The organism is Marinobacter segnicrescens (assembly GCF_900111555.1).
GTDB lineage: Bacteria > Pseudomonadota > Gammaproteobacteria > Pseudomonadales > Oleiphilaceae > Marinobacter > Marinobacter segnicrescens.
The window spans coordinates 1-22,320 of sequence record NZ_FOHZ01000022.1; the positions used below are offsets into that span (position 1 = coordinate 1).

The window sequence follows — 22,320 nt, forward strand, 5'->3', positions numbered from 1 at the left end:
CAAAAGCGCAGAATCGATTATGACTTCAGTGGCGCGAGCAAAGTTGAGTGTCATTAATGATAAATAAACGAATTACCCAGACGGGACACTAGGAGATCCACAAAAGCCGATATACCTGGTTACGCCATCGTAAGAGCCTTGAGGGGCAGAAGATTCTGCAAGTCCGGGCCTTGTTGGATGCTCTCAAAGACACCGGCCTGGTGTGGTACTTAAAGGCGCGCGCGGCCTGACAGAAATGGATTCACATGACCCGGCTGACAGAAGTTCGAGGTTTAGCCTCAGGGGCCATTCAGATCGAAACCAAGCTGTTTGGCATTCTCAACGCCATGCGATTTCGGGCCTCCGGTGGACTAGCGGAGGCAATCAACGGTCAGGTTCGAGCTTTAAAGATGCGGTCCTGGGGGTTCCGGCGCAAGGAAAGATTTAAACGGGCAATCCTGTTCCATTATGGCGGGCTGCCTATGGCTCCTGACCCGCACGGATAAGTGAAGATCCTCATCCGTACACTGTTGGTCGGGGCTATGTTGAGAAAGAAGCCAGTAAAGCTCACTCTCTACACCGCATTCACCCTAGACCTTTTTCAGTGTGGGTGACCTGTGGAGACTTTGATTGGGTCGATCCGGCTGCAGACAAGTGACGAATTGTAACCCAGTTGGCGATATGGGGTCATCAACCGGACCCCGGACGTATGAATTCAGCTACAATCCCCTGTGCCTTCTCCGGCGACGTGACCCCTTGGCCGGGGGAGATGACTGAAGTCGATGTAGTCAACAAGGATCCCGATGCCGACACCACCAAAGACAACCCTGGGACTCTGGTCCGGACGGAGCACCTTCTTCTGGGCGGCTGCGGCCGCGACGATCGGGCTGGGTAACCTCTGGCACTTCCCGTGGCTGGCGAGTCAGTTTGGCGGTGGTTACTTCGTCCTGCTTTACCTTTTCTTCCTGTTGGTTATCACCCTGCCGTTGCTGATGGCCGAAGCCGCACTGGGGCGCCGGCACCGGCATAACCTGGTACTGGCCATGCGCAGTGAGACCCGGGATCGCTACCAGTCCCCCCGCTGGCGCTGGCTGGGCCGGGTGAGTGTGCTGTCCGGCTTCCTGGTGTTGTCGATCACACTGGTGATTGGCTCTATCTGCCTTGCCTATGTCTTCTATGGTGCCTTTGGCCGGTTCGGCGATGCCACGCCCCTGTCGATGACGGGAATGCTGGCGGAGCTGGTGGAGAGCCCCTATGACTATCGCGAATTTATGGCGTGGCATGCGTTCTTTATTTTGCTGGTGGGCGCGGTGGCTTTCCGGCAGGAGCTGGTAGAGCGGGCATTCCGGTTGGTGATGCCGGTATTCCTCGCCCTGCTCCTCGGCCTGGTCTGGTGGAGCTGGGAGCAAGGTGTCGGGCCAGGTGCGCTGGAATCTGTAGCCGGGCTCCGGTGGCAGGACGTCAACGGTGGCACGGTCTGGTTTGCCTTGTCCCATGCGTTTTACACCCTGGGTATCGGGCTTGGTATCTGGGCCGTTCTGGGCGCCCTGATGGCCCCGGGGTCTCCGTTCAAGCGTGCTGTATTCGGCGTTGCCCTGCTGGACACGCTGGTGGGTGTGCTGGCCGGGGTGGTGATTTATGGAATTGCCGAATCGTTTGACGGTTACGGTGATGTGCGGGGGTTTGGGTTGGTGTTCGTCGCCCTTCCGGTGGGTCTTGGTGGCCTGGAGTATCATCAATTACTGGCGACGGCGGTGTTTACGCTCATTGTGCTGGTGGCGTGGAGTTCAGCGCTGGTACTGACGGAATCCGTTGTCAGCTGGTTGCGGGAATGGGTGATTGCTCCGCGCCCCGTTTCAGTATTGCTGGTACTGGTGTGCGCCTGGCTGATGGGGCTCGTGACGCTGTATTCCTTCAATATCTGGGCGGATGTCCAGGTGGCAGGGCTGACACCATTCCGCTGGATCGAGCTGTTGACCAGTGGCCTGCTGATACCCGCCGTAGCGGCCGCCCTGGCGGTGTTCCTGGGGTGGTTGGCGCCGGTTGGCTACCTGAATACCCTGCTTGGCAACACGCAGGAGTGGCTGGTCAGGGTATGGCGCTTTGCGCTGCGTTACCTGTTGCCGGTAACCGTCATTGTGGTGGGCGCAGGTTACTCGATGATGTCCCTGAAATTGCTGTGCGACAATGGCGAGCTCATTTGGTGTACACCTTCAGCACATGAACTGTCTGGTGAGCCGCCGGCTGGCGATGGGGAAAGACGCAGAGGGCCGGGGAAGGCGGCAGAATTCTGAGTTTTCTCCCTGGCGTCAGGATGTGCCACGACTGCCGCAACAGGCACGAAATCAGATATCATGGGCGCAGTGTTTACAGAAAGAAGTCATCGCAAGGTTCCGAGGTTTCATGGCCCATCAGATCGATAAAAGTGCGCTGGTAATGCATTCCGCCGAGCGTATGTTTGCCCTGGTTGACGATATTGCCCGCTATCCGGACTTCCTGCCCTGGTGCGCCGGTGCCGAGGTGCACGAACGGACCGGCGCCCAGGTCGTGGCATCCCTGGAAGTTGCCAAGGGGGGCATGCGGCACCGTCTGACGACCCGGAACGAGTTACTGTCTCCGCAACGTATCGATATGAAGCTGGTTGATGGGCCGTTCCGGGACCTCGAGGGTCGATGGCATTTCAATCCGCTTGATGAAAACGCCTGCAAGGTCACTCTGCAATTGAGTTTCGAGTTCTCTGGTACGCTCTCAAGAATGACCTTTGGGCCAGTGTTCAGCCAGGCCGCCAATACCATGGTTGAGGCGTTTTGTCGCCGGGCCAACGAAATCTACACGGATGCACTGGTGAGTCGCTGATGCGGGTAGAAGTGGCATACGCAACACCGGAGCGCCAGGAAATTGTCCCGGTTGAAGTAGAAGAGGGCGCCACCATGCTGAAGGCCGTTCGTCGCTCCGGTATCGCCGAATTGTTCCCGGGGCTGGATCCGGAGCAGGCGGATATGGGGATATTCGGGAAGGTGGTCAAGTCACCGCAAACCCATGTGCTTCGGGCGGGAGACCGGGTAGAGCTGTACCGGCCGTTGAAGATTGATCCAAAGCAGGCCCGTATGAACCGGGCCCGCAAGAAAAAGGATGAAGGTTAGCGGCGGGTCATCAGTACGCCGGGAGTTCGTCCAGCAGGTCTTTTTCCATGTGGGTGAAAGTGTCACCATCGTAGTGCACAACGATCCTTTGCTCGCGAATCTCGCCGCCGGCCTCCTGGAAGGTGTAGATGTAATATTCCACCGAGGTGTCCGCCGGGTTCAGCATGATGGGCGTGCCGAGTACCGAGTGGACCTGGGAACGGCTCATGCCCTCTTCGAGCTGGCTTATTTCTTCCTCGGTGATGATATTGCCCTGCTGCACGTTGATCTTGTAGACGCCGGGAAACACGCAGCCGGCAAGCAGGGACAGCAGGAGTACAGGGGCAAGTCTGGTAAGCAGGTGCATCAGGGACAGATGTCCTTATTGGCTGTAAATGAAACGGTTTATGAGTCGCAATATGGCGCTATAATACCGGAAGCACTGAACACACCAAAGAGCGAACAGCATTATGTCATCTGAAAACGCCGAACTGCGCAAAGTGGGTCTGAAAGTCACGCTGCCCCGGGTGAAGATCTTCAATATCCTGGAAAATGCGGAAGAACACCACCTCAGCGCTGAAGACGTGTACAAGAAGCTGCTGGAGCAGGGTGATGATGTGGGGTTGGCCACCGTCTACCGGGTGCTGACCCAATTTGAAGCGGCCGGACTGGTACTTCGCCACAATTTTGAGGGGGGCCATGCGGTATTCGAGATGGCGGGCGATGACCACCATGACCATATGGTGTGTACCCAGACTGGTGATGTGATCGAGTTCGTCGATGAAGTCATCGAGGAGCGTCAGCAGAAGATCGCAGCAGAGCACGGCTACGAAATCGTGGACCACAGCCTGATTCTTTACGTGAAGCCGCTGCAGAAATCCTGACCGCTTACCCTCACTGCTTTTCCAGGCATGCGGCCGTCTGTTGGCGGTCTCGTGTGCCTGTGTTACCTGCCAATACCAATTCGCTTTAAAAAACGGTCTAAAAAAAGAGCGCCGGGGCGGCGCTCGAAAAGCTCTCAGGTGAGAAGGGAGTCTGTGAGAGCCGAAGGAAGATACTTCGACCGCCCCGCAGGCTTTATTGCGAGGCGCGTAATCCGCTTAAGGGTTCAGTGATGGGTCGCCTGACCCTTGGTGTACATTTCCCGGGCGTGTGCCAACGTTTGCTCGGTCATGTCCACGCCGCCCAGCATCCGGGCCACTTCGCTGATTCGTCCCTGATCGTTAAGGGTTTCGATTTTCGAGAAGGTGGCGTCTGCTTCTGTAAACTTGCTGACAAACAGGTGCTGGTGACTCTGGGCCGCCACCTGGGGCAGGTGGGTGACGCAGATGATCTGACCGCTTTCGCCCAGGGATCGCAGCAGGCGACCGACCACTTCCGCAGTACCCCCGCCAATGCCCACATCCACCTCGTCGAACACCAAAGTGAGGGTCGTTGACGTCTGGGCCACGACCACCTGGATAGCCAGGCTGATCCTCGACAGTTCGCCGCCAGAGGCCACCTTGGCGAGCGGTCGTGCCGGCTGGCCGGGGTTGGCGCTGATCAGGAACTCGATCTCCTCGTTGCCGGTAGCGCTCGGTTCGTTATCGCTGGTGTCCAGTTGGGTAATGAACTGCGTGGTGGGCATGCCCAGTTCGGTCAGCTCAGCGGCGACTCGCTGGTCGAGGGTAACCGCACCTTCGCGGCGGGTGTCGGAAAGCTTGTCCGCAACGGCCTGGTAGGCCTTGCGGTAGTTCTCCACATCGGCTTCCAGCTGTTCCAGGCTGCCCTCGCTGTCATCCAGTTCGGCAAGTTCGTCGCCCAGGCGCTGGTGCAGCTCGGGAAGCTCTTCGGGCTGAACGCGGTGTTTACGGGCCAGCTGATAGATGGCGCTGAGCCGTTCTTCCACTTCCTGCAGGCGCTGCGGATCCGCATCGTAGTCTTCCACGAAGTGCACCAGGTTGCTGCCGGCTTCCGTTAACTGGATCTGCGCCTCGTTCAGCATCTGCAAGGTATCCGCCAGGGCAGGGACTTCCACCGGCAGTTGTTCCAGCTGGGACAGGGCCTGGCGCACCAGGTCTGCGGCGCTGGTTTCGTCCTCGGAGCAGAGCATGGCCGCCTGGTGGCTGGCCTGGCGTACTGTCTCCGCGTGGCTGAGCTGTTCCTGTTCCTGTTCGAGGCGAGCTTGCTCTCCGTCCTCAAGGGCAAGGCGGTCCAGTTCTTCCACCTGGTAACGCAGTAACTGCAGGCGCGCTTCGGTTTCATCGGCATTCTGCTGGCGGCTCAACAGCCGGTCCCGGGCCTGGTGCCATTGTTTCCAGGCCAGGCGAGTCTTGATCGCCAGGTCTTCCGCGCCGGAGAATTCATCCAGCAGCCGGCGATGGGTGTCCTTTTTCAGCAACGACTGGTGCTGGTGCTGGCTGTGGATGTCCATCAGGGTGGCACCCAGCTCCTTGAGCTGGTTCAGGGGGCAGGGCTGGCCGTTGATATAGGCCCGTGAGCGGCCGTCACGGCCGATGACCCGTCTGAGGATGCAATCGTTGCCGTCGTCCAGGTCCTGCTCTTCCAGCCATTCCCGGGCTTCAACGATACGGCTGATATCAAAGGTGGCGGTAATGTCGGCACGCTTGGCGCCATGGCGCACAGCGCTGGCATCGCCACGGCCTCCCATGGCCAGCCCGAGTGCATCCAGCACGATGGACTTGCCAGCACCGGTCTCACCGGTCAGGGCGGTCATACCCTTCTGGAATTGAAGTTCCACCCGTTCCGCGATGGCGTAATTGGAAACCGTGAGTTGAGTCAGCATGCGGTGTCTCCCTGAGTCACGAATACTGTTGGCGTATACAGTATCTGTGAATATATACAGGTTAAAAGCTGTATGCAAACCCAGTGGTGCAATTTCTGTGAAACAGCAATGGTTGAAAGCGTTGGTTTGGGCCCCATATCCGTTGGCAAGTTTTCACCATCATTGGTTATTGGCGCGGCCAGCCGCGCACTCAGACACAAGCGGGAGTAGCAGATGAGCGCTGACGAGAATCGCAACGAGAATGTCGATGAAGAGCTGAAGGCGGAAGAGCGCGCCGGTGAGCCGGTTTCCGAGCAGCAGGAAGGGGAAACCCCGGATCCGGAGAATGACGTGGATTCCATGGAAGCCCGCATGCAGGAGCTTCAGGACCAGATGCTCAGAACCCAGGCGGAGATGCAGAATGTCCGTCGTCGTGCGGAAATTGACGTCGAGAAAGCCCACAAGTTTGCGCTGGAGAAGTTCGTCAAGGAGCTGCTGCCGGTGGCTGACAGCCTCGAAAAGGCCGTGGAGAGTACTGAAAACCAGCAGAGCACTGATGAGCTGGTGGTGTCCATCCGCGAAGGGGTTGAAATGACCCTGGACCTGTTTATGAAGAGCCTGGGCAAGTTCAACGTCAAGCAGCTCAATCCGGTGGGCGAGCCATTTGACCCGCAGGTTCACGAAGCCATGTCCATGGTGCCGGCGCCGGATGCCGAGCCCAACTCGGTAGTGGCAGTGGTGCAGAAGGGTTACACCCTGAATGAGCGCCTGGTTCGCCCGGCCATGGTGGTGGTTGCCAAGGCCGAAGGTGCGCCAAAAATCGACGAGCAGGCTTGAAAAGTCGTCGTCGGAGCCAATATAGGCAGGTAACGGTCAACACGCCGGCAGTCGGGCCGGCAATGAATCAGAACAACCCGGATCTCAAGGCATTCGGACTGAACAGCTAACTGGAGTGATTTCATGAGCAAGATTATCGGTATCGACCTGGGTACGACCAACTCCTGTGTTGCCATCATGGATGGTGACAAGGTCAAGGTGATCGAGAACGCCGAAGGCGATCGCACCACGCCGTCCATTATCGCGTACACCGACGATGGCGAAACCCTGGTCGGTCAGTCCGCGAAGCGTCAGGCGGTCACCAACCCCCACAACACCCTATACGCCATCAAGCGCCTGATTGGCCGTCGTTTCGAAGACGACGTGGTCCAGAAGGACATCAAGATGGTGCCCTACAAGATTGCCAAGGCTGACAATGGTGATGCCTGGGTAGAGGTGAAGGGCGAGAAGATGGCACCGCCGCAGGTTTCCGCGGAAGTGCTCAAGAAGATGAAGAAGACTGCCGAGGACTATCTGGGCGAGAAGGTGACCGAGGCGGTAATCACCGTACCGGCCTACTTCAACGACAGCCAGCGCCAGGCCACCAAGGACGCGGGCAAGATCGCGGGCCTGGAAGTGAAGCGGATTATCAACGAGCCGACCGCTGCCGCCCTGGCCTACGGTATGGACAAGCAGAGCGGTGACCGCACCGTGGCTGTCTATGACCTGGGTGGCGGTACCTTTGACCTGTCCATCATCGAGATTGCCGATGTGGACGGTGAGCATCAGTTCGAAGTGCTGGCAACCAATGGTGACACCTTCCTGGGTGGTGAAGACTTTGACCTGAAGGTTATTGAATACCTGGCAGACCAGTTCAAGAAGGACAGCGGCATTGACCTGCGCGGCGACTCCCTGGCCATGCAGCGCCTGAAGGAAGCGGCGGAGAAAGCCAAGATCGAGCTGTCCAGCAGCCAGCAGACCGACGTCAACCTGCCGTACATCACGGCTGACCAGAGCGGTCCCAAGCATATGAACGTCAAGCTGACCCGGGCCAAGCTCGAGTCGCTCGTAGAAGAACTGGTCGAACGCAGCCTTGAGCCCTGTAAGGTGGCCCTGAAGGATGCTGGCCTGTCTGCTAACGAAGTGGACGAGGTTATCCTGGTGGGCGGGCAGACCCGTATGCCGCTGGTTCAGGAGAAGGTGAAGAACTTCTTTGGTAAGGAAGCCCGCAAGGACGTTAACCCGGACGAGGCAGTTGCTGTCGGTGCAGCTATCCAGGGTGCGGTACTTTCCGGTGATGTGAAAGACGTCCTGCTGCTGGATGTGACTCCGCTGACCCTGGGTATCGAAACCATGGGTGGTGTGGCCACGCCGCTGATCGACAAGAACACCACGATTCCGACCAAGAAGTCGCAGACATTCTCCACAGCGGAGGACAACCAGACTGCGGTAACCATCCACGTGGTTCAGGGCGAGCGCAAGCAGGCGTCCCAGAACAAGTCACTGGGCCGCTTCGACCTGGCGGATATCCCGCCGGCGCCCCGCGGTGTGCCGCAGATTGAGGTGACCTTCGATATCGACGCCAACGGTATCCTCAATGTGTCCGCCAAGGACAAGGCCACCGGCAAGGAGCAGTCCATCGTAATCAAGGCCTCTTCCGGTCTGAACGATGAAGAAATCGAGAAGATGGTGAACGACGCCGAGGCCAACGCCGAGGAAGATCGCAAGTTCGAGGAACTGGTCCAGGCCCGTAACCAGGGTGACGCCATGGTTCACACCGTGCGCAAGACCCTGAACGACGCCGGCGACAAGGTCACCGACAGCGAAAAGGAAAACATCGAAACGGCCATCAAGGAGCTTGAGGAAGCGCTGGAAGGCTCCAACAAGGAAGACATCGAGGCCAAGACCCAGAAGCTGACCGAGGTTTCCGGTGAGCTGGCCCAGAAGATGTATGCCGAGCAGGGCGAACAGGCCCAGCAGGCTGGCGGCGAAGAGCAGGCCAGTGGCAGCGCCGACGACGCGGTGGACGCAGAGTTCGAAGAAGTCAAAGACGACGACAAGCGATAAGCAACACCGCGATAGCAGGAATGACGCGGGGGTGAAGGCCCCCGCGTTTTCTGCGTTTGAGAGCATCGGGCCCTGGTACGACAGGGCCCGTATCCAGTGAGTACAGACAGGTTTTCAACAGGGTTTTTCCAGCATGGCCAAACGTGACTACTACGACGTCCTCGGCGTCACCCGGGAAACGGACGAGAAGGAGATCAAGCGGGCCTATCGCAAGCTCGCGATGAAGTACCATCCGGATCGTAACCCGGACGACGCTGACGCCGAAGCCAAGTTCAAGGAGGCCACGGAAGCCTACGACATCCTTATGGACCCGAACAAACGGGCCGCCTACGACCAGTTCGGCCACGCCGGTGTGGATGGCCAGGCCGGTGGCGGCGGTTTCGGAGGTGGCGGCGCCAGCTTCTCCGACATCTTCGGCGACGTGTTTGGCGACATTTTTGGTGGTGGCGGCCGCGGTCGCTCCAACCGGGGTGCCGACCTGCGCTACACCCTTGAGCTTGACCTGGAAGAAGCCGTTCATGGCACGACGGTGAAAATCCGTGTACCTGGCCATGTGGAGTGTGATGTCTGCGACGGCAGCGGCGCAGAGAAGGGCTCCCGCCCGGAAACCTGTGGCACCTGTAAGGGCATGGGCCAGGTTCGTATGCAGCAGGGCTTCTTTACCGTGCAGCAGGCCTGTCCCACCTGCCGTGGCAGCGGACAGATCATCAAGAACCCGTGCAAGAAGTGCCACGGTGCCGGCCGGCTGCAGGAGGAGAAAACCCTCTCGGTCAAGGTACCACCCGGCGTGGATACCGGTGACCGGATTCGTCTCTCTGGTGAAGGTGAGATGGGCGTCGAGGGTGGCCCGTCCGGTGACCTTTACGTGCAGATCTCCGTGCGCGAACACTCCATCTTTACCCGTGACGGCCGCAACCTCTACTGTGAAGTGCCCATCAGCATTGTCGATGCGGCCCTCGGCGGCGAACTGGAAGTGCCCACCCTGGATGGCCGCGTGAAGTTGAAGATTCCGCCGGAGACCCAGACCGGCAAGCTGTTCCGCCTGCGCAACAAGGGCGTGTCCCCGGTTCGCGGCGGCCCCGCCGGCGATCTGCTGTGTCGGGTGATCGTAGAGACTCCGGTCAACCTGACGAAGAAGCAGAAAGACCTGATGGAGCAGTTCCAGGAGACCCTGGACGGTAACAATGGTAACAACCATGGCCCCCGCAAGACCTCCTGGTTTGAGGGCGTGAAAAACTTCTTCGATGAAATGAAATTCTGAGGTCTGCCATGACACGGATAGCAGTAACCGGCGCCGCCGGACGTATGGGCAAGGTGCTGATCGAGGCCATCGATGAGGCGGACGACCTCACCCTGGGCGCTGCCATTGTCCACCCGGACAGCTCCCTGATCGGAGCCGATGCGGGTGAAATGGCTGGTATCGGCAAGAATGGCGTGGCCCTCGCCGGCAACGTGGCCGATGTGAAGGACGCCTTTGATATCCTGGTTGATTTCACCTTCCCGGACCTGACCCTGGAGAACCTGGAGTTCTGCAGCCAGAACCGCAAGGCGGTTATCATCGGTACCACCGGCATGACCGAGGCAGAGAAAGAGCAGGTGAAGGTGGCCGCCGAGAAAACCCCGGTGGTCTTCGCCCCGAATATGAGCGTTGGTATCAACGTGATGCTCGACCTGCTGCACAAGGCGGCCACGGTGCTGGGTGACGACTACGATGTGGAGATCATCGAAACCCACCACCGCCACAAGAAAGACGCGCCTTCCGGCACAGCGCTGCGCCTGGGTGAGGTAGTGGCCGATGCCCTCGGGCGTGATCTCAGGGAGTGCGCGGTCTACGGCCGCGAGGGCTTTACCGGAGAGCGTTCACAAAAGGAAATCGGCTTCGAGACCATCCGCGCCGGTGATGTGGTGGGCGATCACACCGTGCTGTTCGCAACAATGGGAGAGCGCATCGAGCTGACCCACAAGGCCAGCAGCCGCATGACCTTCGCCAAGGGCGCCGTACGCGCCGCCCGCTGGCTGCAGGGCAAGCCGGCCGGTTTGTACGATATGCAGGATGTTCTGGGTCTTAAAGACTGATTTTTTGCCACGGAATCCACTGCCCTTCGACAAGCTCAGGGCGAGCGGGGATAGAATGGTAGGGTACCTGTCGAAGAACCGGGTTCCACGATTCTGGCTGGATTCTGTATGACTGGTCAGACTACGAGTTTCTCCGTTCGCTCTGCAATTGTGGAAGTGTCAGGCCAGGCCCCTTCGCCCTGAGCTTGTCGAAGTGTCAGGCCAGGCCCGTTCGCCCTGAGCTTGTCGAAGGGCGTTGGACGGTGTGTTATGTAGACGTCTTTAACATGGACACAGATCGCCGAATTTCCTACAATAAGGCGATTTAACTGCACCAAGCGTAGCCAATGACAAAGCCCGCCCGGGGTCCGGACCAGTCCTGACGGCGGAATAAAAAAGCGGGACGGGGCAACACCCCCTCTCGCTTTTTTGCGACCTGAATTTGCGCTTGCGTTCCCGTTCGCCCACACGAACCCGATTGAGGATACAAGCCTTGAGTACACCTGCCATCCTTGCACTCGCAGACGGAAGCCTGTTCCACGGTGTCGCCATTGGCGCCGAGGGAGAAACCAGCGGTGAGGTGGTCTTCAATACCGCCATGACCGGCTACCAGGAAATCCTGACGGATCCGTCCTACGCCCGACAGATTGTCACTCTGACCTATCCTCACATTGGCAATACCGGTATTAACGACGAAGACGTGGAATCCGATCACATCCAGGCGGCCGGCCTGATCATCCGCGACCTGCCGCTGATGGCCAGCAACTGGCGTAGCCAGAAGACGCTCTCCGAGTACCTGAGCGAAAACGGCAAGATCGGTATTGCCGGTATCGACACCCGTCGCCTGACCCGCATCCTCCGGGACAAGGGCTCCCAGAATGGCGCCATCGTTGCGGGTGCCAGCGCCACTGATGACCGTGCACTGGAGCTGGCCAAGGCCTTTCCCGGCCTCAAGGGCATGGACCTGGCGAAGGAAGTCTGCCGCAAGGATACCTGGACCTGGGACGAGACCGAGTGGGCCCTGGGCGAGGGCTACGGCAAGCGTACCGAAAACCGCTTCAAGGTGGTGGCCTGGGATTACGGCGTCAAGAAGAACATCCTGCGCATGCTCGCCAGCCGCGGCTGTGAGCTGACCATCGTACCGGCAGAAACACCGGCCGCCGACGTGCTGGCCATGAATCCGGATGGCATCTTCCTGTCCAACGGCCCCGGCGACCCTGAGCCCTGCGACTACGCTATTACCGCCATCAGCGAAGTGCTGGAAACCGACATTCCGGTCTTCGGCATCTGCCTGGGCCACCAGTTGCTGGCCCTGGCCAGTGGCGCAAAGACCGTCAAGATGGGCCACGGCCACCACGGCGCCAACCACCCGGTGCAGAACCTGAAAGATGGCACGGTGATGATCACCAGCCAGAACCACGGCTTTGCCGTGGACGAAACAACGCTGCCGGACAACGTGGAGGCGACCCACAAGTCCCTGTTCGACGGCACGCTGCAGGGTATCCGACGCACCGACAAGCCGGCGTTCAGCTTCCAGGGCCACCCGGAAGCCAGCCCGGGCCCCCATGACGTGGCCCCGCTGTTTGACGAATTTATCCGGCTGATGGAAGCGCGTACCGCGTAAGCGGCGATACCCGACACAGCGTTGCCGAAAGGCCCGACTATTACGAATTTTTGCTGACAGGTTGACTGAGAAATGCCAAAGCGGACCGACATCAAGAGCATCCTGATCCTGGGCGCTGGCCCCATTGTGATTGGCCAGGCGTGTGAGTTTGACTATTCCGGAGCCCAGGCCTGCAAGGCCCTGCGTGAAGAGGGCTACCGGGTTATCCTGGTGAACTCCAACCCGGCAACCATCATGACCGACCCGGCCATGGCGGATGCCACCTACATCGAACCGATCACCTGGAAAACCGTCGAGAAGATCATCGAGAAGGAGCAGCCGGACGCACTGCTGCCCACCATGGGTGGCCAGACCGCGCTGAACTGTGCCCTTGACCTGGAAAAACACGGTATCCTCGAGAAGCACGGTGTCGAAATGATCGGCGCCAACGCCGACACCATCGACAAGGCCGAGGACCGGGACCGCTTTGACAAGGCCATGAAAAAGATTGGCCTGGAGTGCCCCAAGGCGACCATTGCCCACTCCATGGAAGAAGCCTGGAAAGTCGCTGACGAAATCGGCTTCCCGTGCATTATCCGCCCGTCCTTCACCATGGGTGGCTCCGGCGGCGGTATTGCCTACAACCGGGACGAGTTCGAGGAAATCTGCACCCGGGGGCTGGACCTGTCCCCCACCAACGAGCTGCTGATTGACGAGTCCCTGATCGGCTGGAAGGAATACGAGATGGAGGTCGTTCGGGACAAGAACGACAACTGCATCATTGTCTGCGCCATCGAGAACTTCGACGCCATGGGCGTGCACACCGGTGACTCCATTACCGTGGCGCCGGCCCAGACCCTCACCGACAAGGAATACCAGATCATGCGGAACGCCTCGCTGGCGGTGCTGCGTGAAATCGGTGTGGAAACCGGCGGTTCCAACGTGCAGTTCGGGGTTAACCCGGACAACGGCCGCATGGTGGTGATCGAGATGAACCCGCGGGTATCCCGTTCGTCGGCGCTGGCCTCCAAGGCCACCGGCTTCCCCATTGCCAAGGTGGCGGCCAAGCTGGCGGTGGGCTACACCCTGGACGAACTGCAGAATGACATCACCGGCGGTGTTACCCCGGCGTCCTTCGAGCCCAGTATCGACTATGTGGTCACCAAGATCCCCCGGTTTACCTTCGAGAAGTTTCCCCAGGCCGATGCCCGCCTGACCACCCAGATGAAATCCGTCGGTGAGGTGATGGCCATCGGCCGTACCTTCCAGGAGTCCGTCCAGAAAGCCATGCGCGGCCTGGAAGTGGGCTCTGAAGGCTTTGAGGAACAGGTCGACCTGGACACCACCGAAGGCCGCGAGACCCTGATCAAGGAGCTGAACGTGCCCGGCGCCGATCGTCTGTGGTTTATCGGCGAGGCTTTCCGTGCCGGCATGACCGTAGACGAGGTGTTTCGCCACACCAAGGTGGATCCCTGGTACCTGATCCAGATCGAAGACCTGATCCGCGAGGAAGCCGCGCTGAAAACCGCCGGCAAGTCCGACATTGACCGCGACACCCTGTTCCGGCTCAAGCGCAAGGGTTTCTCCGATGGCCGCCTGGCCAAGCTGCTGGGCATCTCCGAGGTGTCCCTGCGCAAGCTGCGCCATGACCTCGGCGTGCGCCCGGTGTACAAGCGGGTAGACACCTGCGCGGCCGAGTTCGCTTCCGACACGGCGTACATGTACTCAACCTATGAGGAAGAGTGCGAGGCAGAACCGTCCGACCGGGAGAAAATCGTTGTCATCGGTGGCGGTCCCAACCGGATCGGCCAGGGCATCGAGTTTGATTATTGCTGTGTGCACGCCGCCCTTGCCATGCGTGAGGACGGTTATGAAACCATCATGATCAACTGCAACCCGGAGACCGTCTCCACCGACTATGACACCAGTGACCGGCTTTACTTCGAGCCCATCACCCTGGAAGACGTGCTGGAGATCGTCTACAAGGAAAAGCCCAAGGGTGTGATTGTTCAGTACGGCGGCCAGACCCCGCTGAAACTGTCCCGTGGCCTGGAAGCCGCCGGAGTACCCATTATCGGTACCAGCCCGGACGCCATTGACCGTGCTGAAGACCGTGAGCGGTTCCAGCAGATGATTACCCGCCTGGGCCTGAAGCAGCCAGAGAACGCTACCGTGCGCAGTCACGAGGAAGGCATCCTGGCTGCACGGGACATCGGCTACCCGCTGGTGGTACGTCCGTCCTACGTATTGGGCGGCCGTGCCATGGAAATCGTCTATAACGAAGAAGAGCTGGTGCGCTACATGCGCGATGCGGTGCTGGTCTCCAATGACAGCCCGGTACTGCTGGACCACTTCCTGAACGCGGCTATCGAAATTGACATCGATGCCATCAGCGACGGCAAGGAAGTGGTGATCGGCGGCATCATGCAGCACATCGAGCAGGCCGGGGTGCACTCCGGTGACTCTGCCTGTTCACTGCCGCCCTACACCCTGCCCAAAGACGTGCAGGATGAAATGCGCGAAGCGGTCAAGAAAATGGCCCTCGAGCTGGACGTTATCGGCCTGATGAACGTGCAGCTGGCCTGGCAGGACGGTGAGATCTACGTAATCGAGGTGAACCCGCGTGCTTCCCGTACCGTGCCGTTTGTGTCCAAGGCGGTGGGTGTGTCCCTGGCCAAGGTGGCGGCCCGCTGCATGGCTGGCCGGAGTCTGAAGGAGCAGGGCTTTACCCAGGAAATCGTACCGACCCACTTCTCCGTGAAGGAATCGGTGTTCCCGTTCAACAAGTTCCCGGCAGTAGACCCCATCCTGGGGCCGGAAATGAAGTCCACCGGTGAGGTGATGGGCATTGGCGACAGCTTTGACGAAGCCTTCGCCAAGGCTGCCCTGGCAGCGGGTGAGCGCCTGCCGGCCAAGGGCACGGCGTTTATCTCCGTGCGGGAAGTGGACAAGTCCAGTGTGGTGAAGCTGGCCAGGGATCTGATTGAGTCCGGTTTCCGCCTGGTGGCCACGACCGGCACCGCGAAAGTCATCAGCGATGCGGGCCTCGAGGTTGACCGGGTGAACAAGGTGGGCGAAGGCCGTCCGCACATTGTTGATGCCATCAAGAACGGCAAGGTTCAGCTGATCATCAACACTACCGAGGGTCGCAAGGCCATTGCAGACTCTGCGCAGATTCGCCAGTCGGCGCTGCAGCACAAGGTAACCTACACAACCACGCTGGCGGGGGGCGAAGCCTTCTGTCGCGCGATCAAATTCGGACCCGAGCGGACGGTACGCCGTCTGCAGGAACTGCATTCAGGAAAGTAACTATGACGACTCGAGTACCCATGACCATCAATGGTGAAGCACGCCTTCGGGAAGAGCTTCAGCAGCTCAAGTCCGTCGAGCGCCCCAAGGTCATTGCAGCCATTGCCGAAGCCCGTGAACACGGCGATCTCAAGGAGAACGCCGAATACCACGCGGCCCGCGAGCAGCAGGGCTTTATCGAGGGGCGTATCCAGGAAATCGAGAGCAAGCTGTCCGCCGCCCAGGTGATTGATGTCACCACCATCGAGAACACCGGCAAGGTGATCTTCGGCACGACGGTACACCTGCTGAACGTGGAAACCGACGAGCAGGTAGTCTACAAGATCGTTGGTGAAGACGAAGCGGACATCAAGGCTGGCAAGATCTCCATCTCCTCACCCATCGCCCGCGCCCTGGTGGGCAAGAGCGAAGGCGAAGTGGTCGCCATCCGCGTGCCTTCGGGTACCGTGGAGTACGAAATTGAGGAAGTGGAACACATTTAAGGCGAAAAGCCCCTCTCCCTTGGAAGGGAGAGGGGTTGGGGAGAGGGGTTGGGGAGAGGGTGGAGACTTCGAACTCCTGGCCTGGCGCCACTCACCCTCTCCCGGGCCCTCTCCCTTCCAAGGGAGAGGGGATGCAAGACGTTAACTGTCTTTGAGCGTGATCAATTACTCCTGTGACGCCCCGGCGACAGGGGCTTCACATTGCCGGAATCCTGCGGTGGCGGGGTTCCGGTTTTTTCATGCAGCAACATCCCCAGCTTTTCATCGATGCCCTCCAGGGCAGCAGCCATTCGTGACAGGGTGTCACCCAGCTCACCGCTTGCGCTTACCGGCGCGGATTGAGAGGCAGGCGGCTCGAAATCCGCGGAGCTGGTGCTGGTGGGAATTTCCGGTGAATTCCCGATGGCCGGCTCGTCCCCCAGCAGGTCCTTGCGGATTTCCTTCAGGTCCCGGCGATCCAGCACCTGCCGCTCGTCGGAGAAGGCGCACATCATCAGGCCATCGCAGAGCTTGTTGATCACCCGGGGAATGCCGCCGCTCATGGCGAAGATGTCCTTGACCATGGCCTCGTCGAACAGGGGCGCGCCCTTGTGGCCGGCCACCAGCAACCGGTAGTCGATGTATTCGCCGGTTTCCTTCTCGGACAGGCCCTCCAGGTGGAAGAACAGTTTGACCCGCTGGGACAGCTGCTGGATCTTGCGGATATGGTCCTTCAGCTCCGGCTGGCCGAGCAGAATCACCCGCATGGCCGGGCCGCCGAGTCCCTCAAGGCCCGCGAGCATCCGAATGTCCTCAAGGTTTTCCTTGCTCAGGTTCTGGGCTTCATCCACCGCCAGTACAACCGGTGTGCCCCGGTCTGCCATCATCTGCAGGTAGTCCATGATGGCAAACAGCATGGTGACTTTGCTGTCGGTTTCGGCCTTGATGCCCGCCTGGTGAATCAGCAGCCGGAAGAAATCGTCGGATTTCAGGTTGGTATAGGAGACATGGAGCAGCTTGAGATTGCCGTCCAGGCTGCGGATGGTTTTCTTCAGCAGGGTGGTCTTGCCGGACCCGATTTCGCCACTGATTACCACGAAGCCCTCCGGGCTCCAGATGGCCGAATTCATGTACACGAACGCCCGCGAGTGCTGCTGGCTCATATAGACAAAGTCGTCTTCCGGCGTCATGCGGAAAGGATGTCGGCGTAGTCCGAAGTGCTCGAGATACATGGTGCGCGTCCGTGTTGGGTCAGGCCAGGCGAATCATTTCGTTCTGGTGGAGCTTGATACGGTCTGGCTGGTAGGCCTCATAGCTCTCGCTTACCGTGCCAAAGCTGAAATCGTTCAGCAAGCGTTCAAGCCGACCGTAACATTTGTCCAGGTTGGTGTAATGACGGAAGCGTGAGAACCAGCTGGCGTCATTGTAACGGGGCTGGTCCGGGTCAATCTCCCAGGGGTGCAGGTAGAACATCTGGGGCTGGGTGTCGTCTTTGCTGGCCAGGCGGAACAGGTGCCGGAACAACGGGTAGGGGAACTGCCGGAAGTAGCCGCCGCCCGCCGCTGGAATGGTCAGCCGGAACAGCCGGGCAGTAGTGAGCGGAAATTCGCGCAGGGCAACACCGTTACTGGTCTGGATGGTGTAGGGCGTTTTCGGTGAATCCGGAATGCCATAGCGGTCGTGGTGGATCGGGAAAATACTGGAATCCCAGGTGAAGCCCAGCTCCGCCAGTATGTCCAGGGCCCACAGCGACTCCCTGGTGATGGAGTAACTGGCGGCGCGGTAACCGGTCACTGGCCGCTGGATAATATCTTCCAGAATCATCTTGGATTTGCGGGTTTCCTCGGCAAACACCGCCGGGGTCTGGTCGTACACCAGTTGATGGCTGTATCCGTGGGACGCGATCTCGTGGCCATGGTCGGCCAGCTTGCGGATCAGCTGCGGGTAGCGCTCGGCCACCCAGCCCAGTACGAAGAACGTGCACTTCACCTGGTGCCGGTCAAACAGTTCCAGCAGGCGTTCGGTGTTTCGCTCCACGCGGGAGGGGAGGGAGCCCCAGTCATCCGGGGATATCACGCGGGACAGCGCTGCCACATGGAAGTAGTCTTCCACGTCTACACTCAGTGCGTGCAATGTGCCATTCCCGGGACTGCTCCCGTCAGGGCCCGACTGCTGTGATTCCGTCATAGGAGGCTCCGTTCTCCGTCTCCCTGAATGCCAATCATGAAATCTGTCCGGATTTCGTATTCGTTCAAATAGTAGCCTGAGCGTACCGCGATGTCATCGGAATTGCCCGAATCTTTGGAAGCATTCTCGCAGTGTGATGTAAAACGTTGTAAAATTCCGTTACAAATTGATACAGACCGCCTTGAGATTGTCACAGTGCCGGCGCAGAATGAGTGACAGGATATTAAGCTTTCAAGCGTCGTCTGACAGATTCGATTGATGGCAGGTTAACCCGGTTTTCTCCAGATCGGGTGCCACGAGTTTTATAGAGACGACAAGGATGTTCGGTGTGTCCTATATACGCATCAGAAAACACTATCTGCACCTTCCATACCTGGTCCTCGGGGCCTTGGAGTTTGCAGCGCTTTTTGGCACTTTCTACCTGCTGGGCTTTGTTCTGGACCAGCTGGGTGCAGCCGAAGCAAACCTCCATACCAGCGCTGGCGCTGCGTTCCTGTTTGCCCTTGTCATGAGTTGCGGCACCCTGGCCATGGGCGTCTATTTCGCCATGGTGCGTGAGGGGTTCGCCTCCATGTTCTTCCGTACCCTGGTGGCCTTCTGTTTTCTGGGTGGCCTGGCGCTGACTATTCTCTACATGCTGATCCCCAATGTCAGCCCGGGTAGTGACAAGCTGTTCTGGGCGGTTCTGCTCGCCATTTTCCTGGTCACCCTGATCCGGCAAATCTTCCTGAAGGTCGTCGACTCCGACCAGCTTGCCCGCCGGGTGGTCATTTTCGGTGGTGGCGAATTTGCCGAATCCCTGATGACCGACTATGAAAGAAACCTGAGGGCTTCGGGTATCCGCATTATGGGGTGTATTCCTGATTCGGCCACTCCGCGGGTCGACGCCAGGCATCACCTGCCAGCCCCGACAGATTTCTATCAATTCTGTCGCCAGAACCGGATATCCGAAATCGTGATTGCACAGCAGGAGCGCCGCAAGAGTGAGGGAGGGCAACTGCCTGTGGAAGCGTTGATGGAGTGCAAGCTGCGGGGTATCGATGTAACCGATGCGGTGGCTTTCTACGAACGCGAGCTTAAAAAGGCGCGGCTGGAACTGTTGCATCCCTCCTGGATCCTGTTTTCTGACGGCTTCAAGGCGTCCCGTTCCCGGGACCTGGCCAAGCGGGTGATGGACCTGGTGATCAGTCTGACCCTGGCAGTAGTGATGGCGCCGTTCATGCTGCTGACAGCGCTGGCCATCGTGCTGGAATCCGGGTTTCCGGTCCTTTACAGCCAGGACCGGGTCGGCGCCCGGGGGCAGGTGTTCCGCATCTACAAGTTCCGCAGCATGCGCCAGGATGCAGAGAAAGATGGCAAGGCCCGCTGGGCTTCGCAGAATGACAGCCGGGTGACCCGGGTGGGCGCGTTCATCCGCAATACCCGGCTCGATGAGCTGCCCCAGCTCTGGAATGTCATCAAAGGGGAAATGAGCTTCGTCGGTCCGCGTCCGGAGCGGCCCGAGTTTGTTGAACAGCTCAAGGACCAAGTGCCTTTCTACAACACCCGGCATTATGTGAAGCCGGGACTCATGGGGTGGGCTCAGCTGAATTACCCCTACGGGGCGTCCATCGAGGACGCCCGGGGCAAGCTGGAGTACGACCTGTACTACACTAAGAACCACAGCATCGTGATGGACTTCCTGATCATGATCCAGACCGTTGAGGTGGTGTTACTGGGCAAAGGGGTGCGATAAGCGATATGGACAGCAACAAGATAACAGCACTGAAAACTGCCATCCTGGTTCTGCTGGTCAGCGTGCTTGCTGCCTGTGCAGGTATACCGGAAGGCGGTAACAACCCGCCGGCGGTGACGGCTGAACCGGAGGACTACCGCATTGGCGTTGGCGACTCGATTTCCATCCACGTGTGGCGTAACCCGGAAGTCTCCAAGTCTGTGGTGGTTCGGCCCGACGGCAGGATATCCATGCCGCTGATGGGTGACGTGGACGCCGAGGGCATGCGCCCTGAAGAGTTGGCCGATGAAATCGCAGCCGGGCTCAGTGAGGACATTCGCAGCCCGGTAGTCACCGTGGTGGTGGATAGTCCGGTGAGCTCGGAATATCGCAACCGGGTGCGTATCACCGGCCAGGTGGGCCAACCAATCTCGGTCCCCTACCGGCAGGGCATGACGGTGCTGGACCTGGTGCTGGAAGCCGGCGGGTTGACGCCGTTCGCCGCTGGCGACCGGGCGGTGATGCACCGGCAAACTGGCGACGAGTACGAAAGCTTCGACCTGAACCTGGAAGCGATCCTGGAAGATGGCGACATGCGCACCAATTACACCGTGCAGCCGGGTGACGTAGTCAGCGTGCCTCGCAAGTCCCTGCTGCGTGGAGAACTCTGATGGACTGGCGGTACATTCTCGATATGATCAATGCGGTAAAGCTGGAGCTTTACCGCTATCGGGTGCTTGCCGCCATCATCTTCATGTGTGTGACGGCTGGTGTGCTCGGACTGGGGTATGTCACCCCCAAGACTTACACCTCTGAAGCGCTGCTGTACGCGGACTCTTCCAGTATCTTGCAGCCGCTGCTGCGAGGAAGTGCGGAGGTGACGCCCATCGACCGGATCAATGAGGCCCGGGAAATGCTGCAGAGCCGGTCCTATCTGGAGCAGGTCGCGTTTGATGCGGGCATGCTCAACGGTGGTGAAACGGACAGCCAGAAGAGCCAGGTGACCAGCGGATTGAGAAACGCCCTTAATATGCGAGTGTCCAACCGCAACTTTCTCGAGCTGAGTTATAGCAGCGACAGCCCGGACAAGTCATTCCGCGTACTGAGTGCGGCGCTGAATCGCTTCGTGGAGCGGACCTCCAGCAAGAAGCGTTCGGAAAGCCAGGGTGCCTACGAATTTATCGATGCACAGGTCAGTACCTATCGTCGCCAGCTTGAAGCGGCGGAAGAACGGCTGAAGCAATTCCGGCAGGAAAACCAGGATGGCACCACCTCCAATGTCCAGTCACGGATTGAGCGGCTGCGTGGCGACATTGAGAATCTGAAGCTGGCCATCCAGCAAACTGAGTCCGAGGTGGAGCTTACCTCGGAGCAGCTTACAGAAGAACAGCCCTATCGCACAGTCAGTCGTGGCGGGGGCGGTTCAGAAGTGGACCGCAAGATTTCCCAGCTCCAGAGTAACTTGTCTGACCTGCGCCTGAGTTATCACGACAGTCATCCTGATATCGTCTCTGTGCTCGGCCAGCTGGAGGATCTGCGTGAACGCAAGGCCCGTGGTGATGTAGGACAGCGCAGTGCCGGTTCCAGTGAGGTCATTGAGAACCCGGTTTACGAGCAGCTCAGGCTCAAACTGACAGATGCGCAAACCCGCTTGGAGGTTCAGCGCAATCGGCTGGCTTCCCTCGAAAGATTGCTGGATGGGGCCTTTGAACGAGCAGAAAGGGTGGCCGCGAACGAAGCGGAACTGGCGGAACTGACCCGGGACTATAACGTTACCAAGAATGTCTACGAAGACATGCTGGAGCGGCGGGAGAAAGCCCGCCTGTCCATGACCCTGGACGTGGAAGGCCAGGGCGTCAGTTACCGGATCCAGGAGCCGGCATCCTACCCGACTCGCTGGGACGGGTTGCAGTTACACCAGGTGGGCATGGCAGGACCCTTCCTCGGTGGCACCATGGTGCTGGGCCTGTTGGTGGCGCTGGTGATGTTCGACAACCGGGTTCGCTCAAGTCGCACCCTGTTGACTCAGTTGCCGGCTGATATCCCGGTCCTGGCCTCTATTCCTCACTATTCCAGTCGGTGGAAAGAGCGGTTTCTGCGCAAGGACACGCTTTTCATTCTGTTCCTGTTGGCGATCTTTATGGCGGGATACCTGGCCGTACTGGTATTCAGCGTCCTGGGTATTACGCCGCAACAGATCATCAACACACTCACCGGTATTTTTGCCGGTCAGGGCGGTTAGT

The 22,320-nt window shown here is 59.2% G+C and carries 19 protein-coding genes; 15 read left to right on the forward strand and 4 right to left on the reverse strand.

Annotated elements, in window-relative coordinates:
* Positions 1-245: 245 nt before the first annotated feature.
* The 4 genes from BM036_RS20555 to BM036_RS15880 all read left to right on the forward strand — a co-directional run bounded on the left by BM036_RS20555 (position 246) and on the right by BM036_RS15880 (position 3,122).
* Positions 246-485: a transposase gene (locus BM036_RS20555; RefSeq protein WP_091854178.1), complete on the forward strand. Its 240-nt coding sequence runs from the start codon at positions 246-248 to the stop codon at positions 483-485.
* A 297-nt stretch (positions 486-782) separates the two neighbouring features.
* Positions 783-2,273, forward strand: a complete 1,491-nt coding sequence (locus tag BM036_RS15870; RefSeq protein WP_091854180.1) for a sodium-dependent transporter — start codon at positions 783-785, stop codon at positions 2,271-2,273.
* A 109-nt stretch (positions 2,274-2,382) separates the two neighbouring features.
* Positions 2,383-2,835, forward strand: coding sequence for a type II toxin-antitoxin system RatA family toxin (locus tag BM036_RS15875; RefSeq protein WP_091854182.1), 453 nt, complete (start codon positions 2,383-2,385; stop codon positions 2,833-2,835).
* Positions 2,835-3,122, forward strand: a complete 288-nt coding sequence (locus BM036_RS15880; protein WP_091854184.1) for an RnfH family protein — start codon at positions 2,835-2,837, stop codon at positions 3,120-3,122. The genes BM036_RS15875 and BM036_RS15880 overlap by 1 nt, the downstream gene beginning before the upstream one ends.
* A 10-nt stretch (positions 3,123-3,132) precedes the next feature.
* On the opposite strand, the gene BM036_RS15885 is transcribed toward BM036_RS15880, so the two are convergent.
* Entirely contained in the window at positions 3,133-3,468 is a 336-nt protein-coding gene (locus tag BM036_RS15885; RefSeq protein ID WP_091854186.1) for an outer membrane protein assembly factor BamE, read from the reverse strand.
* A 103-nt stretch (positions 3,469-3,571) separates the two neighbouring features.
* Here BM036_RS15885 and fur point away from each other — a divergent pair, with 103 nt between their 5' ends.
* Entirely contained in the window at positions 3,572-3,985 is a 414-nt protein-coding gene (fur, locus tag BM036_RS15890; protein ID WP_091854188.1) for a ferric iron uptake transcriptional regulator, read from the forward strand.
* A gap of 224 nt (positions 3,986-4,209) precedes the next feature.
* Here fur and recN read toward each other — a convergent pair whose 3' ends face one another.
* On the reverse strand, positions 4,210-5,886 hold the full coding sequence (gene recN / locus BM036_RS15895) for a DNA repair protein RecN (protein WP_091854190.1): 1,677 nt from the start codon (positions 5,884-5,886) through the stop codon (positions 4,210-4,212).
* Positions 5,887-6,099: 213 nt separating this feature from the next.
* On the opposite strand from recN, the gene grpE reads away from it, so the two are divergent.
* The 7 genes from grpE to greA all read left to right on the forward strand — a co-directional run bounded on the left by grpE (position 6,100) and on the right by greA (position 16,197).
* Complete coding sequence (grpE, locus tag BM036_RS15900; RefSeq protein ID WP_091854192.1) at positions 6,100-6,702, forward strand: nucleotide exchange factor GrpE; 603 nt, start codon at positions 6,100-6,102, stop codon at positions 6,700-6,702.
* 123 nt (positions 6,703-6,825) lie between these two features.
* On the forward strand, positions 6,826-8,748 hold the full coding sequence (dnaK, locus tag BM036_RS15905; RefSeq protein ID WP_091854193.1) for a molecular chaperone DnaK: 1,923 nt from the start codon (positions 6,826-6,828) through the stop codon (positions 8,746-8,748).
* A gap of 133 nt (positions 8,749-8,881) precedes the next feature.
* Complete coding sequence (dnaJ, locus tag BM036_RS15910; protein WP_091854195.1) at positions 8,882-10,009, forward strand: molecular chaperone DnaJ; 1,128 nt, start codon at positions 8,882-8,884, stop codon at positions 10,007-10,009.
* Between the two features lie 8 nt (positions 10,010-10,017).
* The gene (gene dapB / locus BM036_RS15915) at positions 10,018-10,824 is read left to right on the forward strand and encodes a 4-hydroxy-tetrahydrodipicolinate reductase (RefSeq protein WP_091854197.1); all 807 of its coding nucleotides are present in this window, start codon (positions 10,018-10,020) and stop codon (positions 10,822-10,824) included.
* Positions 10,825-11,296: 472 nt separating this feature from the next.
* Positions 11,297-12,427: a glutamine-hydrolyzing carbamoyl-phosphate synthase small subunit gene (gene carA, locus BM036_RS15920; protein ID WP_091854198.1), complete on the forward strand. Its 1,131-nt coding sequence runs from the start codon at positions 11,297-11,299 to the stop codon at positions 12,425-12,427.
* Between the two features lie 72 nt (positions 12,428-12,499).
* Positions 12,500-15,715 (forward strand): carbamoyl-phosphate synthase large subunit, encoded by a 3,216-nt coding sequence (carB, locus tag BM036_RS15925; RefSeq protein ID WP_091854199.1) that lies wholly within the window; start codon positions 12,500-12,502, stop codon positions 15,713-15,715.
* A gap of 2 nt (positions 15,716-15,717) precedes the next feature.
* A complete protein-coding gene (gene greA / locus BM036_RS15930; protein ID WP_091854200.1) occupies positions 15,718-16,197 on the forward strand; it encodes a transcription elongation factor GreA in 480 nt (159 codons plus the stop codon).
* Between the two features lie 161 nt (positions 16,198-16,358).
* Here greA and BM036_RS15935 read toward each other — a convergent pair whose 3' ends face one another.
* Positions 16,359-17,408, reverse strand: a complete 1,050-nt coding sequence (locus BM036_RS15935) for an ExeA family protein (RefSeq protein ID WP_091854201.1) — start codon at positions 17,406-17,408, stop codon at positions 16,359-16,361.
* Positions 17,409-17,427: 19 nt separating this feature from the next.
* Entirely contained in the window at positions 17,428-18,363 is a 936-nt protein-coding gene (locus BM036_RS15940) for an XrtA system polysaccharide deacetylase (protein WP_091854203.1), read from the reverse strand.
* Positions 18,364-18,682: 319 nt separating this feature from the next.
* Here BM036_RS15940 and BM036_RS15945 point away from each other — a divergent pair, with 319 nt between their 5' ends.
* From BM036_RS15945 to BM036_RS15955, 3 genes are read left to right on the forward strand one after another with little or no spacing between them, the layout of a single operon-like run.
* Positions 18,683-20,098, forward strand: a complete 1,416-nt coding sequence (locus tag BM036_RS15945; RefSeq protein WP_091854205.1) for a TIGR03013 family XrtA/PEP-CTERM system glycosyltransferase — start codon at positions 18,683-18,685, stop codon at positions 20,096-20,098.
* Positions 20,099-20,103: 5 nt separating this feature from the next.
* Positions 20,104-20,748, forward strand: a complete 645-nt coding sequence (locus tag BM036_RS15950; RefSeq protein ID WP_091854206.1) for an XrtA/PEP-CTERM system exopolysaccharide export protein — start codon at positions 20,104-20,106, stop codon at positions 20,746-20,748.
* Positions 20,748-22,319, forward strand: a complete 1,572-nt coding sequence (locus BM036_RS15955; protein WP_091854207.1) for an XrtA system polysaccharide chain length determinant — start codon at positions 20,748-20,750, stop codon at positions 22,317-22,319. The genes BM036_RS15950 and BM036_RS15955 overlap by 1 nt, the downstream gene beginning before the upstream one ends.
* Position 22,320 lies beyond the last annotated feature (1 nt).

Excerpts from the sequence above, each read along its gene's own strand:
- BM036_RS20555 (WP_091854178.1), top strand. The coding sequence starts at position 246 with ATGACCCGGCTGACAGAAGTTCGAGGTTTAGCCTCAGGGGCCATTCAG.
- BM036_RS15870 (WP_091854180.1), top strand. The coding sequence starts at position 783 with ATGCCGACACCACCAAAGACAACCCTGGGACTCTGGTCCGGACGGAGC.
- BM036_RS15875 (WP_091854182.1), top strand. The coding sequence starts at position 2,383 with ATGGCCCATCAGATCGATAAAAGTGCGCTGGTAATGCATTCCGCCGAG.
- BM036_RS15880 (WP_091854184.1), top strand. The coding sequence starts at position 2,835 with ATGCGGGTAGAAGTGGCATACGCAACACCGGAGCGCCAGGAAATTGTC.
- BM036_RS15885 (WP_091854186.1), bottom strand. The coding sequence starts at position 3,468 with ATGCACCTGCTTACCAGACTTGCCCCTGTACTCCTGCTGTCCCTGCTT.
- fur (WP_091854188.1), top strand. The coding sequence starts at position 3,572 with ATGTCATCTGAAAACGCCGAACTGCGCAAAGTGGGTCTGAAAGTCACG.
- recN (WP_091854190.1), bottom strand. The coding sequence starts at position 5,886 with ATGCTGACTCAACTCACGGTTTCCAATTACGCCATCGCGGAACGGGTG.
- grpE (WP_091854192.1), top strand. The coding sequence starts at position 6,100 with ATGAGCGCTGACGAGAATCGCAACGAGAATGTCGATGAAGAGCTGAAG.
- dnaK (WP_091854193.1), top strand. The coding sequence starts at position 6,826 with ATGAGCAAGATTATCGGTATCGACCTGGGTACGACCAACTCCTGTGTT.
- dnaJ (WP_091854195.1), top strand. The coding sequence starts at position 8,882 with ATGGCCAAACGTGACTACTACGACGTCCTCGGCGTCACCCGGGAAACG.
- dapB (WP_091854197.1), top strand. The coding sequence starts at position 10,018 with ATGACACGGATAGCAGTAACCGGCGCCGCCGGACGTATGGGCAAGGTG.
- carB (WP_091854199.1), top strand. The coding sequence starts at position 12,500 with ATGCCAAAGCGGACCGACATCAAGAGCATCCTGATCCTGGGCGCTGGC.
- greA (WP_091854200.1), top strand. The coding sequence starts at position 15,718 with ATGACGACTCGAGTACCCATGACCATCAATGGTGAAGCACGCCTTCGG.
- BM036_RS15935 (WP_091854201.1), bottom strand. The coding sequence starts at position 17,408 with ATGTATCTCGAGCACTTCGGACTACGCCGACATCCTTTCCGCATGACG.
- BM036_RS15940 (WP_091854203.1), bottom strand. The coding sequence starts at position 18,363 with ATGACGGAATCACAGCAGTCGGGCCCTGACGGGAGCAGTCCCGGGAAT.
- BM036_RS15945 (WP_091854205.1), top strand. The coding sequence starts at position 18,683 with ATGTTCGGTGTGTCCTATATACGCATCAGAAAACACTATCTGCACCTT.
- BM036_RS15950 (WP_091854206.1), top strand. The coding sequence starts at position 20,104 with ATGGACAGCAACAAGATAACAGCACTGAAAACTGCCATCCTGGTTCTG.
- BM036_RS15955 (WP_091854207.1), top strand. The coding sequence starts at position 20,748 with ATGGACTGGCGGTACATTCTCGATATGATCAATGCGGTAAAGCTGGAG.